At 41.3% G+C, this 15,033-nt stretch carries 13 protein-coding genes; 6 read left to right on the top strand and 7 right to left on the bottom strand.

Features of this window, described 5'->3' with window-relative positions:
- Positions 1-396 precede the first annotated feature (396 nt).
- The gene (locus GX437_04555; protein ID NLJ06924.1) at positions 397-975 is read left to right on the top strand and encodes a hypothetical protein; all 579 of its coding nucleotides are present in this window, start codon (positions 397-399) and stop codon (positions 973-975) included.
- 96 nt (positions 976-1,071) lie between these two features.
- Here GX437_04555 and GX437_04550 read toward each other — a convergent pair whose 3' ends face one another.
- Genes GX437_04550 through GX437_04540 form a run of 3 tightly spaced genes read right to left on the bottom strand, consistent with a single transcriptional unit; the run spans position 1,072 to position 4,983 of the window.
- On the bottom strand, positions 1,072-2,532 hold the full coding sequence (locus GX437_04550; GenBank protein ID NLJ06923.1) for an aminoacyl-histidine dipeptidase: 1,461 nt from the start codon (positions 2,530-2,532) through the stop codon (positions 1,072-1,074).
- Between the two features lie 4 nt (positions 2,533-2,536).
- A complete protein-coding gene (locus GX437_04545) occupies positions 2,537-2,881 on the bottom strand; it encodes a PqqD family protein (GenBank protein ID NLJ06922.1) in 345 nt (114 codons plus the stop codon).
- A 35-nt stretch (positions 2,882-2,916) separates the two neighbouring features.
- Complete coding sequence (locus tag GX437_04540; GenBank protein NLJ06921.1) at positions 2,917-4,983, bottom strand: oligopeptide transporter, OPT family; 2,067 nt, start codon at positions 4,981-4,983, stop codon at positions 2,917-2,919.
- Between the two features lie 184 nt (positions 4,984-5,167).
- Here GX437_04540 and GX437_04535 point away from each other — a divergent pair, with 184 nt between their 5' ends.
- Positions 5,168-6,712 carry a GH3 auxin-responsive promoter family protein gene (locus GX437_04535; GenBank protein NLJ06920.1) on the top strand — a complete coding sequence of 515 codons (1,545 nt, stop codon included), beginning with the start codon at positions 5,168-5,170 and terminating at the stop codon, positions 6,710-6,712.
- A complete protein-coding gene (locus GX437_04530; protein NLJ06919.1) occupies positions 6,709-7,371 on the top strand; it encodes a LysE family transporter in 663 nt (220 codons plus the stop codon). Before GX437_04535 ends, GX437_04530 begins: the two co-directional genes overlap by 4 nt.
- On the opposite strand, the gene GX437_04525 is transcribed toward GX437_04530, so the two are convergent.
- From GX437_04525 to kdsA, 4 genes are all read right to left on the bottom strand, one after another.
- Entirely contained in the window at positions 7,361-7,576 is a 216-nt protein-coding gene (locus tag GX437_04525; protein NLJ06918.1) for a heavy-metal-associated domain-containing protein, read from the bottom strand. The two genes, GX437_04530 and GX437_04525, sit on opposite strands and share 11 nt — an antisense overlap.
- A 92-nt stretch (positions 7,577-7,668) precedes the next feature.
- Positions 7,669-8,367, bottom strand: coding sequence for a phosphatase (locus GX437_04520; GenBank protein NLJ06917.1), 699 nt, complete (start codon positions 8,365-8,367; stop codon positions 7,669-7,671).
- On the bottom strand, positions 8,367-9,389 hold the full coding sequence (locus GX437_04515) for a CBS domain-containing protein (GenBank protein ID NLJ06916.1): 1,023 nt from the start codon (positions 9,387-9,389) through the stop codon (positions 8,367-8,369). The genes GX437_04520 and GX437_04515 overlap by 1 nt, the downstream gene beginning before the upstream one ends.
- A gap of 3 nt (positions 9,390-9,392) precedes the next feature.
- Positions 9,393-10,229, bottom strand: coding sequence for a 3-deoxy-8-phosphooctulonate synthase (gene kdsA, locus GX437_04510; GenBank protein NLJ06915.1), 837 nt, complete (start codon positions 10,227-10,229; stop codon positions 9,393-9,395).
- Between the two features lie 213 nt (positions 10,230-10,442).
- On the opposite strand from kdsA, the gene GX437_04505 reads away from it, so the two are divergent.
- From GX437_04505 to GX437_04495, 3 genes are read left to right on the top strand one after another with little or no spacing between them, the layout of a single operon-like run.
- A complete protein-coding gene (locus GX437_04505) occupies positions 10,443-12,353 on the top strand; it encodes a hypothetical protein (protein ID NLJ06914.1) in 1,911 nt (636 codons plus the stop codon).
- Between the two features lie 2 nt (positions 12,354-12,355).
- Positions 12,356-13,570, top strand: coding sequence for a hypothetical protein (locus tag GX437_04500; GenBank protein NLJ06913.1), 1,215 nt, complete (start codon positions 12,356-12,358; stop codon positions 13,568-13,570).
- Positions 13,571-13,616: 46 nt separating this feature from the next.
- Positions 13,617-14,948, top strand: coding sequence for an MATE family efflux transporter (locus GX437_04495; protein ID NLJ06912.1), 1,332 nt, complete (start codon positions 13,617-13,619; stop codon positions 14,946-14,948).
- Positions 14,949-15,033 lie beyond the last annotated feature (85 nt).

The following is a 15,033-nucleotide window of genomic DNA, read 5'->3' as shown; positions in this document are numbered from 1 at the left end:
TATCCCCTGGGCAGTCGATCTATAGTAAATGATATATATTCAGCTATTTTCATTCTGTATATTTTTGTGCAAAAATAATTAATTGTCCAGTATATTAGCAAAAAAACTGGACATTTTCATAATCATGGATAAATGGTTAAGTGTCAGTGCCGGGCACATTTTTTCATCAGGCATTTTGACCAATAAGCAGTGGGTTCAAATCTTCCTACAGAAAAGTGCTGACAAATCAAAACGGAAGATACTTGTCTTTTACATCTATCCCCTGAACATTTTAATTCAATTTTTATTAGCCACCGAATTAATTCGGTGGCTATTTATGATCGATGCTGAATATCAATGAGTTTAAATCAAACGAAAGAAAGGGACCTTTTATCTTTGCAACAATAACTTAAAAGCATGAAACCTTCAATTGATGAATATCTGGCAAAAATCAACAGCTGGCGGGAAGAAACCCTGAAATTGCGTGAAATACTTCTCAGCTGTGGTCTTACTGAAGAGCTGAAATGGTATCAGCTATGCTACACTTTTGAAAACAAGAATGTCGTGATCATCGGCAGGTTTAAGGAATATTGCACCCTGAGTTTTTTTAAAGGAGCATTACTCGATGATCCTCATAACCTGCTTTCCAGTCCCGGTCCAAACAGTCAGGCTGTCAGAATGATCAAATTTACAGGCAAAGAGCAGATTATTCAACTGGAGTCAATACTCAGAAAATACATCCTTGCAGCTACTGAGCTTGAGAAGCAGGGGAAGAAAGTAGTTTTCAAAAAAGTGCTGGAATACGAAATTCCTGAAGAGCTGAAGGAAATTTTTCTCAGGATGCCGGAGTTAAGGCAAGCCTTTGAATCTTTGACTCCCGGCCGACAAAGGGCTTATCTGCTTTATTTTTCAGCACCGGTACAATCGAAAACACGAACCTCACGTATCGAAAAATTCGCAGATAAGATATTGTCAGGAAAAGGGCTGAATGACTAAAAAAATGCCCCGCCAATGGTCAGAGGCAGGGCAAACACTTATAAAAAGTTTAATATTAGGGTCAGTAAATGTACAACTTAAAAAACAACCGGATAACTATTTAACCGGTGCATTTTTAAGCGTTTCTACCAGAAAATCCCAGAATTTCTGAACGGTGGCAATATTAACCTTTTCATCGGGAGAATGAGGGTGCCGCATGGTAGGCCCGAACGAAATCATGTCGAGATTGGGATAAACACCTCCTATCAGTCCACATTCAAGGCCTGCATGAATGGCTTTAACCTCCGGCACTTTTCCAAACTTACTGTTGTACACTTCCTTCATTGTTTTGAGAATCGGGGAATTTGGATTAGGTTTCCAGCCCGGATAAGCACCGTCAAACTCACAAACAGCACCAGCAAGGTCAAATAAAGCCTCCATCATGCCGGCAAGGTCGTCTTTAGCTGAATCAACAGAGCTTCTGAGCAGACACTTCACCATCACTTTGTCATTCTCTGTTTTTGCAATGGCAAGGTTGGTACTTGTTTCGACCAGACCCGGCATAGCATCGCTCATCCGGATAACACCGTTCGGGCAGGCATAAATGGCATTGATGACAGCCTTTTGCGATTTTTCATCCATCACATATTCAGGAATCCCTGCCGGACTACAGGTCATGATAAAGTCTGGTTCAGTAAAGGATAGTTCATTTTTGATCTTTTGAACATTTTTCTCAAAACAGGTCATAAACTTTTCCTTTTTGTCATCCGGAACGACTACGATTGCCCAGGCTTCTCTGGGGATAGCATTACGCAGGTTGCCCCCTTCAAAAGAAGAAATCCTCAATCCATGACGACCTGCAGCATGATATAAAAACCTGAATAATATCTTGTTGGAGTTGCCACGACCAAGGTTGATATCCAGCCCGGAATGGCCTCCTTTCAGGCCTTTTACATCAATTCGGTATGCCTGATAACTCTTTGGCACTGATTCTTTCTGAAAAGAAAAGGTAAAACTGCCATTGATACCTCCTGCACAACCTATATACAATTCACCTTCATCTTCCGAATCGAGGTTTAAAAGAATATCTCCTTTAAAAAATCCCGGTTTCAATCCGAAAGCCCCTGTCATTCCTGTTTCTTCATCTATGGTAAACAGTGCTTCAATAGGTCCGTGTTCAATATTTTTTGCCTCGAGAACGGCCATGGCTGAGGCTACACCAATGCCATTGTCTGCACCAAGTGTTGTTCCTTTTGCCTTGACCCATTCTCCATCTATCCATGCATCAATAGGGTCTTTTGAAAAATCATGCTCTTTATCGCTGTTTTTCTGCGGAACCATGTCCACATGTCCCTGAAGAATTATTCCTTTCCTGTTTTCCATACCCGGAGTAGCAGGTTTTCGTATGACCAGATTTCCTGTTTCGTCAACTTCTGTTTCAAGACCGAGGTCGTCTCCGAATTTTTTGATAAAAGCGATACATTCCGCCTCCTGACCAGATGGTCTGGGGATTTGTGTCAGTGAATAAAAATGTTTCCAGAGGTTTTTAGGCTCTAAATTTAAAATTTCTTTTCCCATAAATTTAATTTTTAAGTTCGTTAAATGAAATATAGCGTTGCTCGTACATCATGGAGATAAATCTGCCCAATCTGTCGTGGACAGGCTCTATCCTGTCGCCAAACTTTTCCCTGAGCTTTTCAGCTATCTGACCGACTGAGGTTTTTCCATCCATCAGCATCCATGTTTCTGAGCCAAATTCATCAAGTTTAATTTTTATGAACTTTTTGTGCGGTGCCAGCAAAGGCTGAAGCTTAGGCCCCCAAAACCGGGAATTGAAACGCGGCAACAACACATTGACCATTCCGTCTTCCATTTCATCATCCATGATCCGGTAAGGGGTCAGATCAAGCAAATTCGCTTGTTTCAATATTTTTCTCCGCTGAAAAAAGTTCATGGCAAAAATTAATGACTGGCTACCGGAGGTGCCGGTTCATCAGGATTTCCGGCTTTACGCAGCGGAAGATTGATGAGCACAAGGGCAATGATGACCAGAATGACCAGGCTGGTGATATATGAGGGATGTTTGAATGCCCATATTTTCATGTCGAAAAAGGCAAAGGCTGCAAACAGTAATCCGATGAGGGCTTCACCGGCAATTAATCCTGCAGCGATGAGAATACCCACATTTTCGGTGCGTGCCTTCTGGGCTTCATTATGTTTACGTTTTTCCTGAATCATTTCCATGATGCCCTTGATAGCCCCGCCAGTAAAAATGGCGAAGGTGGTCTCGAGAGGAAGATACATACCGATGGCAATCAACATCGGGCTGCGAACCTGCATCAGGATCAGTGCTGTTCCGAGCAACATCCCGACAATGATGAGCGGCCATGCCATATTCCCCTGAATGATACCTCCTGAAAGAATAGCCATAAGGCTTGCCTGAGGAGCAGGCAGTTCACGGCTGCCAAATCCTCCTTCATAACCTTCCTGAATACCTTTGGCAATATCACCTTCGTGAAGGATGAATATAGGAATAAACATGACTGCAGCTGCCACAACGACCCCGATAATATCACCCACCTGCATGCGCCAGGGGGTACCACCAAGCAGATGGCCTGCTTTCAGGTCCTGAAGCATTTCTCCTGCAACTGCAGCGGAAACGCAGATGATGGCAGCAACACCCAGAACGGCAGGTACTCCTTCTTCTCCACTTACTCCCAGTGCCCACATCAGCAGGGCGGTTACCACAACCGTTGAAATGGTCAGCCCGCTGATGGGATTGTTGGATGACCCAATGATACCTACCAGATAGCCGGAAACGGCACCAAAGAAAAATCCGGCAATAATCATCACGATGGTGGCGACAAGTGCCACTACCAAAGAAGTTTTAAAAATAAGAAATGTAATCAGGAAAGTGGCGAGTGCAGCGCCTAAAATTCCCAGCATCACCCAGTTAAAACCGAGGTCTTTGTCAATTCTATCCGTTACAGCACCACCCTGAGTGGCTTTTCTGACATCGCCAACGGAACGGGCTATGCCAGCCACCAGGCTTTTACGCATTTTCCACAGGGTAAAAACCGTTCCCACCAGCATCCCACCTATGGCTATAGGCCTGACGATGCTTTTCCAGATAGTAATCATCTGAAACTGAGGATCAGATATTTTTTTCATGGCTGCATCCGTATCGGTTGCAAGGTTATTGTCAACCAGATATTGTGACCATGCGGTCAAATCAATGTGAGATGAAAGGAAATAATAAATTATCGGTGTCAGAAGCCCCCATGCAACCAGTCCTCCACTGAAGTTGAGGGAAGCGAGTTTGGGGCCAATGATATAACCAACACCAAGATAAGCAGGTTTTAAACCGGGAGTTCCGATCAGTAAACCGCCTTTGGCTGAAATAGCCTGACCGGTTCCGGTAATAAACTGACTTTTAAAGGTAACGAATTTTTCCCATACCGGAAGGAAGAGCTTCAATTCACCGGCTGCTTTGATCAAACCGCCAAAACCCATTGCCCAGAAGAGAAATTTTGAATTACCACCAGCACTTCTGCCCGATTTGTGGATTTCAGCAGCAGCAACCGATTCGGGAAAAGGCAGTTCAGCATCTTCCACCATGACCCTACGCAAGAGAGCCACGAACATAATTCCCAGAATACCACCTGTTATCATGATTAAGGCAGAAATCACATAGTGGCCGGGGGTATAAAACTCTTTCCAGATACCTGCAATAAAGAAAGCGGGTAAGGTAAAGATAGCACCAGCGGCAACAGATTCACCGATTGATCCGACAGTACGTGTAAAATTTTCTTCAAGGATGGTACCTTTCATGGCCTTGAGCAGAGCCATACCAATCACGGCAGCAGGATAAGTGGCAGCTATGGTCATACCTGCCTTCAGTCCAAGATAGGCATTGGCAGCACCTAAAATAACGGCCAGAAATAACCCGATGATGAGTGCCCTCAAGGTAAACTCCGCCATTTTTGTTTCAGACGAAACAAAGGGGACAAATTTCTTTTGTTCTGACATCTTTTTCGTTTTTAAAAGGTTTGCAACAGAATTACGAAACCACAAAGCTATAAGAATTTGTAAAATTACAATTCAACTTCATATAATTCGGTCATTTCTGATGAATGATATTTCGTTTTCAATAAAAGAGCTGTATTTTTTAAGTAAATCAAATTACATTTGCAGGCACAAAAAAATTATCGAAATGCCGATTATAGGTTCAATCTTAAAAGCAGCCATAGAGTTAAGGGGCAATCCCATGGTTCAGAAAACCTTACATTATGCTGTATCAAGTCAAAAAAAGGTACTGAAAAAGCTTTTGAAGAAAGCTCAGAATACAGCTTTTGGCGAAGAATATGGTTTTTCTGAAATTTTAAAGAGTAAAGACCTCATAGCATCGTTTAAAAGCCATGTTCCGACATTTGACTACAATTCCATTTTTAAAAAATGGTGGTACCGGGCACAAAACGGAGAGGCTTTTGTAACCTGGCCCGGACAAGTAAAATATTTTGCCCTCAGCAGCGGCACCTCCGAAGCTTCGAGCAAATATATTCCTGTTACTCACGATATGCTTCGGCAGGTAAAAAAGACAAGTATCAAACAGATTTTTACCTTAGCCAATTACAATTTTCCCCCTGAGTTTTACAACAAAGGCATCCTGATGCTGGGGGGAAGCACTCACCTGCATTATAACGGAACTTATTATGAGGGAGACCTGTCGGGAATAACAGCCGGTAATATTCCTTTCTGGTTCCAGTATTTTTACAAACCCGGTAAACGCATTGCCAAGGAGCGCGACTGGCTGACCAAACTTGATGAAATTGTCAAAAAAGCTCCGGATTGGGATATTGGTGTTTTTTCAGGTGTTCCTGCCTGGCTTCAGATTTTGATGGAGAAAATTATCGACCATTATCAGGTGAAAAATATTCATGAAATTTGGCCTAACTTATCCATTTATGTCCATGGCGGAGTATCGTTTGCCCCATATAAAAAAGGATTTGAAAAACTGCTGGCACATCCGCTAACCTATATCGAAACCTACCTGGCATCCGAAGGATTTCTGGCTTTTCAGAGCCATCCCGACACCGAATCCATGCAGTTAGTTGTTGACAATGGCATTTTCTTCGAATTTGTTCCTTTTAACGAACGAAATTTTGACATCGATAACAATATGGTTGAAAACCCTGAAACTCTCAGCATTGAAGACGTTGAAGAAGGAAAAGACTATGCCCTTCTCCTTTCGACCTGTGCAGGTGCCTGGCGCTATCTGATTGGAGACACTATTAAATTTACCTCCAAGGAAAAGTTTGAAATACAGATTACCGGAAGGACAAAACATTACCTGAATCTTTGCGGAGAACACCTCTCACAGGAAAACATGAACATGGCCATTAAAAAAGTGGAAGATGAACTGAATGTTGGTATCCGTGAATTTACCGTTTGCGGTATCCGATACAACAGCATGTTTGCCCATAAATGGTATCTTGGCTGTGACGACTACCTTGATCCGAAAGTAGCCAGTGAAAGAATTGATTTTCACTTGAAAAACCTGAATGATGATTATCGCGTGGAAAGAATTGCCGCCATCAAAAATGTCATTGTCGAAGTTTTACCTTCCAGCTTGTTTTATCAATGGATGAAAATGAAAGGAAAATTAGGCGGGCAACATAAATTTCCACGTGTTTTAAAAGCTCACCTGTTCGAAGACTGGGAAAATTTTGTCAATCAATACAAACAAAGTAAAGCTTGAATCTAACTGAACCTGTCATTGAAGGAATTATTCTCGGTCTTACCCTATCTGTTTTGATAGGTCCTGTGTTTTTTACCCACCTGCAAACTGTCATTTACAAAGGTTTTAATGCCGGTAATATTTTATCCATCGGCATTACTGCCAGCGATGTTTTTTTGATTTTCCTCTGCTATATCGGCACCGCCCAATTGATTGACAATAAGATTTACAAGGTTTCCGTTGGATTTGCCGGTGGTCTGGTGCTTATTTTCTTCGGCATCTATACTTATCTGAAAAAGATGAAATTCAGTGATATGCGACCAAAATCAACGATAGACGGGAATGGGATTGTTAAACTTCTTGTAAAGGGCTTTGTGCTTAATTTTGCCAACCCGTTCGTCTGGTTTTTCTGGTTGGGTGTGGTTTCTCTTGTCAACTCCACCTATGGAAATAAAAAATTCGAAATCTTCCTGTTTCTTTCGGCAGTGGTAGGTACCTATTTCGCACTGAATATCCTGAAAGCATTGCTCGCATTCCGCATCAAACGGCTTATCCGCCCAAAAACGGTCATGATTGTGAATAAAGTTGTAGGGGTGTTGCTGGTATTGTTTGGCTTTGTATTAATCATCAGGGTTATGATGCTGGAAAATATTCTGAATATCAACAGCCTCATTCATTAATTTCAATACTTTTCACCCTATACCCTTTTTTCTCAACAGCCTTTACTATTTCCGCTGTTCCCGTCTGGTTGGTATCAATGGACAGCAAGGCATAGGCCGAATCAAAAGAAGCATGGGCATATTCCGTCCCTTTCAAATCTTTCAGACTGTTTTCGATGGTGGTGGCACATCCGTTACAATGCATGCCTTCTAATTCAAGCCTCATGCTCACTTTTTTCACTTCTTTGCGGCTGCAAAAACTAAATACGATAGCAAGCAATAAAATTGTTAAAAGTCTGAATTTCATCATTTTAATGATTAACTAAAATCGACAGAATTAAGTTTTATTTTATCCCTGTAGTTCAGATAACTCGAATAGCCATTGTGATAGCTGACGCGCATCTCTATCAGCTTGTCGTAATCGTAAATCATTGAAGCTATCAGCTCGCAGGCTTCCCTGACGGCAAAACTATCACAACTGCAAGCGGTTGCATAATCGTAAAGCTGGTTTCTCCCGACATAATCATTCAGCAGTGGAGTTGCGTTCCTCTTTATAAAGACCTTGACTCCCGGCTTCTGTTTAATACTGGAAACGATTGACAAGTCAAGAATATCGTCAAAGAAAAAGGCTGTTTTTCTGGCAGAGGAATGAATTTTATTAAGAAAAATTTCGTAAGCCTCTATTTTGTTTTTAAATCCTGAGAAAATGTAATTGAAGTTTTCGCGTGAAGCAAAAAATCTGGCATTGTTACTTTTCTGACCTGATATAATGGCAACCGGAGCTATCTTTTTGGTATTCAGCCATATTGCGAAACGTAAAAGATTGACCCCCATGGCATCAATCTCGCTGAATCCGCTCTGTTGATCCTGACCACTCTTTATTCCGGAATTGAAAACGCCATCCCAATCAAATACGAGGGCTTCTATCTGGGAAGCACGAGCGATAAAATCACTACTATCTGTCAGAAATTTACCACCTGTCTCAACATACTTTTTTATAATCTCTTCTTTGTTCATTACAAAAGTTTTAAATCTGTTATATCCTGAATATCAATCATCCCGATTGGTTTTCCGGATTGGGTAACAATGATATTGTCAATTTTTCTCTCTTTAAAAACAGCAATTACATCCTGCAGAATGGTATCGCTTTCGACCGAAACAGGTAACGGATGAGCAAGTTCAGCCATTTTTTTCATGAATACCTGTTCGCCAAATTGCCCCAGATTTCTCCTCAAATCACCATCTGTAAATATTCCGGTGAGCTTACCGGATTCATCCACTACTGATACGGCACCAAGTCCCGAGCTCGTCATTTGTTTGATTGCTTCTGTAATGTTGTCATTTAGTTTAACAACAGGATTTTCTCTTCTGATAACATCTCCCGCTTTCATATTCAACAGCCGGCTATGTTGTAAAAACTCATTGGTGCCAAGTGTGGTAAAACTGTTTTGTGTCAGGTTTTTCAGCACATACCACGGCATGGTGCAGGCATGAACCCCAAGATTAATCGCATTTTTCACATGCTCAATATTCCTGACAGACGAAAACATGATTTTTGACGAATAACCGTAATAATTAACGGCTGATACACATTGGTCAATCAAGCCCAGCGCATCTTGTCCCTGGTCCTGCAGCCTGCCTACCAGAGGACAAATATAGGTTGCCCCGGCAGCCATAGCCATATACGCCTGCTGAATCGTGTAAACCAAATGTATATTAACCAGTATTCCTTTGTCAATCAGCTTTTTACATGCTTTTACCCCCTCAAAGGAAACCGGTATTTTAAAAACAGTTTTTCCCGGATTTAATCCCAACGACAGCAACCGCTCTGCTTCTCCGATAATGTCTTCAGAAGATTCGCCAATGGCTTCGAGTTGAAGTACAGGCACTTTCTCAGATAGCTTCACAATGGCTTCATCAATATTTTTTATGCCCTGCCGGTGCATAAAGGTGGGAGTTGTGGTGAGTCCTGTTAAAAAACCCAGCGAAAAGGCCTGTTCTATTTCATTCAGGTCAACTGAATCAAGGTAAAGTTCCATAAATTATAATTCTCTGTATTTCAATTCGATCTCATGCAATTCAAGTAAAGGCCTGACGAATGCCTCAAGGTCATAAACACAAAGCTGGCTGGCTGCATCACAAAGTGCCTCTGAAGGATTCGGATGGGTTTCGATAAAAATGCCATCTACTCCGGCTGCGACTCCTGCCCGGGCAAGTACCGGTAAAAATTCACGTGCTCCTCCTTTCGGATCGGCACTGGGAATCCCGTATTTCCTGACCGAATGGGTAATATCAAAAACCACCGGATAGCCGATTTTGTTTAAATGATGAAAACTTCTGGGGTCCACCACCAGATCATTATAACCAAAGGTATATCCCCTTTCAGTGAGTATGATCTGATGATTGCCGCAATCCTCAGCTTTTTTGACCGGATGAAGCATATTTTCGGGTGCAATAAACTGTCCATGTTTGATATTCAATACCTTACCTGTTTTTGCTGCTGCCACTACAAGACTTGTCTGCATACACAAATAGGCCGGAATCTGTATGACATCCAACACTTCTGCGGCCATCTCAGCCTGCTGTGGAAAATGAATATCGCTTAAAACAGGCATATCAAACTCACTCTTTACCTTTTCAAGTAACTTCAATCCTTCTTCGATGCCAGGACCCTGATAATAAGCCAATGAACTCCTGTTGTCTTTGCTAAACGATGATTTATAGATGATTTTTATCCCCAACCGCTCGCCAACTTCCTTTAAATGCCGGGCAGTCTTCATCATAATCAATTCATCTTCAATGACACATGGACCGGATATTAAAAATAAATTTCTCCCGCCACATTCAACATCCCCGACATTTATGATATTTTTCGACATGATAATTAGCAAAAGTTTTATTTCACCTGCAAAAATAGACAGCTTTGAGAAAATATGCCAAAAAATCAATGATTTTCAAAATTTATCCCTTCAATCAATTTTCTCCATACTTTTGTAATAAAAAATTTTTATTGTAAAACTGCAATTTGTTTTTTAACAAAAAAATTTTTGCTCAAGCAACGTTCATTTTTGTTTAACGTCAAATCTTTTGCTATGAAAAAATTTTTCATTCTGATTTTTTCTGTCGTTTTGATTAAAAACGTTCATGGACAGATAATCATTCCTAAGGTTTATACCAACCTGAGCCCAAGCCCTAAAGGTGAAATTATTTTCGACAATGACGGGCTAAAATTAACCTCCTTTTCTGCTCCGGCCATCTATAGCCTGCAGAATTTCTATCAGGCTGCAAAAGGTAGTGAAAGCGGTATCGATTTCGATTTCAAACTTCCAAATTTTAACGGGACATTGTTTTTCGGTCTTATCCCGCTGAACGATGTCAGATATCCGGTTCCTTTTTATTCAAAAACACCTGTTGCCATCACGGCAGGAAAAGCAAGCATAAACATACGGAAAGACCTCTCCGACCTGAACGATATTGTTGCATGGGGACAAAATAAAAAAGGTTTAATCGGTTACCGCATTCTCGATCAAAGTGGAAAAATGATTTATGAAGGGCGGGTTGCTTTCCGTGGAGCAGGCCCTTTTGAAGTGGTCAACACCATTGTGGAAGGTCCTTTTGTCAGTAAAGTAACCACTGAAGGCTGTACCGTGGCTTTTACGACTTCACAACCCGAAGCGCTGATTCTCACCGTTGAATACCTTTCACAAGGGATTAAAAAGACAAAAGACTTCCCTGAAACAACTCCTTCCAAAAAACACGAAATTGAAATCAAGGGCTTTTTTCCTGCCACCGAATATGTTTACCGGATTATCGTTGGCGGAATTACCTATCAGTTTTCATTTACTACACTCCCCAAACCGGGTAGCCGGCAGCCGTTCAGCTTTGCTTTCGCCAGTGATTCCCGCTATGGAGCCGGAGGTGGTGAGCGCAATGCGTATGGGGTAAATTATTATACGGTCAGAAAATTCATGTCTCTCGCTTCCATGAAAAATGTTTCTTTCTTCCAGTTCTCTGGCGACTTAATCAATGGTTATTGCCTGAGCAAAGATGAAATCAATCATCAGTATGCCAACTGGAAAAAAGCCGTTGAGCCATGGGCACATTATATGCCTGTTTACACAGCCATGGGCAATCATGAATTGCTCATGTATATGTTTCCTGACGATGAAATCGGGAAACGCTACATGCTTGATAAATTTCCCTTCGACAAGGAATCATCAGAGGCTGTATTTGCCGAAAATTTCACCAATCCTGAAAATGGCCCCAAATCGGAAGACGGTGCACCTTATGACCCCGACCCTAAAAGTATTGATTTTCCTACCTATTCTGAAAATGTATATTATTACACCTACGACAATGTAGCCATCGTGGTACTTAATACGCATTACTGGTTCAGCCCGAGCGTTTCTCAAAACGTCCTGACAAGTGGCAATCCTGCAGGATACATCATGGACAACCAGTTGAGCTGGCTACGTACCACCATCAACAAACTGGAAGCTGATAAAGATATTGACCACATTTTCATCACTTTGCATACACCTTTCTTCCCGAATGGCGGACATGCAGCCGATGCTTTCTGGTACAACGGGAATAACAGGGTCAGGGCCGTAGTAACCGGAAATGCCATGCGTACCGGTATTATTGAAAGAAGAGACGAAATACTCGATTTGATTGTCAATGCCAGCAGGAAAACTGTGGCTGTGTTGTGTGGAGACGAACATAATTATTCCAGAATGGAAATTACGCCTCAGACAAAAATCTATACTGACGATTATAACGGAAAAAAAATTACGCTTACCCGAAGTATATGGCAAATCACCAATGGAACTGCTGGTGCTCCGGTATATGCACAGGAACTGACCCCATGGACTGAGTCTGTCAAAAAATTTTCTGTTCAAAATTCCCTCGTATTCTTCCATATCAACGGGAAGTCTGTTAAAATGGAAGTTATAAACCCCGTAACACTCGAAAAAATCGAAGAAATTACATTAAAAGAACAATAATCATGAACACAAACCACCGGACTGTTTTTTTATTCTTATTTTTCAGCCTCTTTTCCACATGGGTTTACCCGCAGGGTGTTGCTTTCAAAGAAATATCCGATGATATTCAGCTCGACAGCATGTTTAATCTGGCTTCGAAAAACACAAAACCTCTTTGTTTTTACATTTATAGTCCATCCTGCCCGGGCTGTGCCGAGATGAACCAAAGAGTTTTCAGCGATACCAAACTCGCTACTACTTTCAATCTGACCTTTCTCAATCTGAAAGTCAATTTTGAAAGTGATTTCGGACATTCATTTATTGAAAAATACAATATTCAGAACCTTCCTTCAGTCATTTTCACTGATCCGGCAGGCCATAATCTCGGGAAAATCTATGATGCTTCCGTCAGCACCGAAGGACTGAGGCAGATAGCCATTTCTACGGCTTCCATGTTTTATGATATGCTCAGCCTTCGCGATACCTTTTACAACCAGAAAAACAAACAGGCCGAAACAGCGAGGGAGTTTGCCTTTCTCCTTACCCGCCTCAACTATTTTGACGAAGGCAAGACAGTCGCTGATGTTTATTTCCGAAACATAAACAGTTTCAATTACGACCAGTACGAATGGTTTCTGATGCAGACTTATCTGAAAAATCCTGCTCATCCCCTTTTTGTTAAATTTCTTCAGGAAAAAAGCAGATTTGAGGAAATATATGGCAAAGACCCCGTTGAAAATTACCTTAATTACGTTTTTGAATCCAACTTTATCAATGCCATCAACCAACGCGACACCTCCCTGCTCAGATACACACTGAATATTCTTGATTATGTGGACTATCGTGAAATGTCGAAAAAAGGCATCAGTCATGAGTCGGCCAAACTCTTTTTCAGAACAGAATATTTTCGCTCCCTGCAGGATTGGAACAATTTTGCTTTAACAGTCGAAAAATTCATGACCACCTCTTTTGTCCCTGATGAGCTTGCCACCGATTACATCCTTGATATATGCCGCTTTCTTCAGTCGGATGAATGGATAAACAAAGCAGATGGGTGGGCATCAGCTTATTATAAAAAAAATAAAAGCTTTGGAAATACCCTTGCCTATGCTTTTACCCGCTACAAAAAAAACGATTTGAAAAAATCTGAAAAGCTGATGAAAAAAGCTGAAAAACTCATGTCAGGTGATGAAGACAAAGCATTGTTTGAAAATGTAAAATCAACTTTACGCTTTTGAAATTCCCCTGAATCACTGTTAATCAGTAATTTATTTTAAATGTTAAATGCAAGTCAACACCTCCTACCGGAACATTCTTGAAATTGCTTTACCGATCATTCTCGGAAGTTTTTCACAGGCCATTCTCAGTGTGGTTGATACAGCATTTCTTGGAAGAGTAGATGAGGTTACCCTTGCTGCCGGAGCCATCGGGGGAACTTTTTATCTTATTTTCAGCCTCCTGACCTGGGCTATGTCGATGGGTACACAAATTATCATCGCCAGAAGGACTGGAGAAGGTAAGGATGTGGAGATTGGTAAAACCTTTAATCAGGGCAATTACCTGCTTCTGGCATTCTCAGTTTTGCTGTTTTTACTCATCAGTATTCCCGGACCTGCTATCATGAAATTACTGGTCAGCAATAACGATATCTATTATCAGTCCATCAGTTTCCTGAATTATCGCTCTTTCGGATTGTTTTTCGTTGCCCTTGGTGCCGGATTCAGAGCACTTTACATTGGCATTTCCAAAACAGCTATTATCACCTATGCCACCATCATCATGTCTGTTTTCAACGGTATTCTTGATTATTTTCTGATTTTCGGCCACTGGATTTTCCCTGCCATGGGAATCAAAGGGGCAGCTCTGGCCTCCTCTCTTTCCGAAGCCATGGGCTTTCTCGTCTTTATTTATTTTACACGCTCGAGGCACGATTTCAGAAAATACAACATCTTTCACTTTCCCAGGCCAGACTTTTCGCTTATCGGAAAAATAGTCAACCTCTCTTATCCAAGTGTACTTCAATATCTTATCTCGATTGTCAGTTGGTTTGCCTTTTTCGTTATCATTGAAAAAACAGGCCAGGACAAACTGGCTGCCTCGAATGTCATTCGTTCTTTACTGATGCTGATTATGTTTCCGGTTTGGGGATTTGCTGCTACAGCCAACACCATGGTAAGCAACCTGCTTGGCCAGAATAAACGAAACGAAATGAAAAAACTTATCCTGAGAATAATTTCCACCAATTATATCTGGGTCATTTTCCTTCTTCCCCTGATTATCTTTTCTCCACATACCCTCTTAAGAATCATTACCAGTGATTCTCAGATTATCGGCTTGTCAATCAATTCGTTGTACTCCATTTTTTTCGCCTTGATGGTTTTCACTGTTTCAGCCAATCTGCTTCATTCCCTTTCCGGTACTGGAGATACCCGTTCAGCTTTTCTGATTGAAGTGGCAGCTATTATAGTTTACCTGGTTTATACCTTTTTAACTTCAGTTGTTTTCAGTCAGCCTCTTGAGATCATCTGGCTGGCCGAAGCCATCTATTGGATTGTTATCGGAACACTTTCCTTCTGGCGTTTAAAAAGCGGGAGATGGGTAAAAATACAGGTTTAATACTCAAATTGAAACTTAGTTTTGTCCATTAGTTAGATCAGTTAATAAGCCTGTCAGAATTAACTTAAAGTAGGCAGTAGGCAGG

The organism is Sphingobacteriales bacterium, assembly GCA_012517435.1.
Classification (GTDB): Bacteria; Bacteroidota; Bacteroidia; order CAILMK01; family JAAYUY01; genus JAAYUY01.
This window is presented reverse-complemented; position numbering and strand designations above follow the sequence as displayed.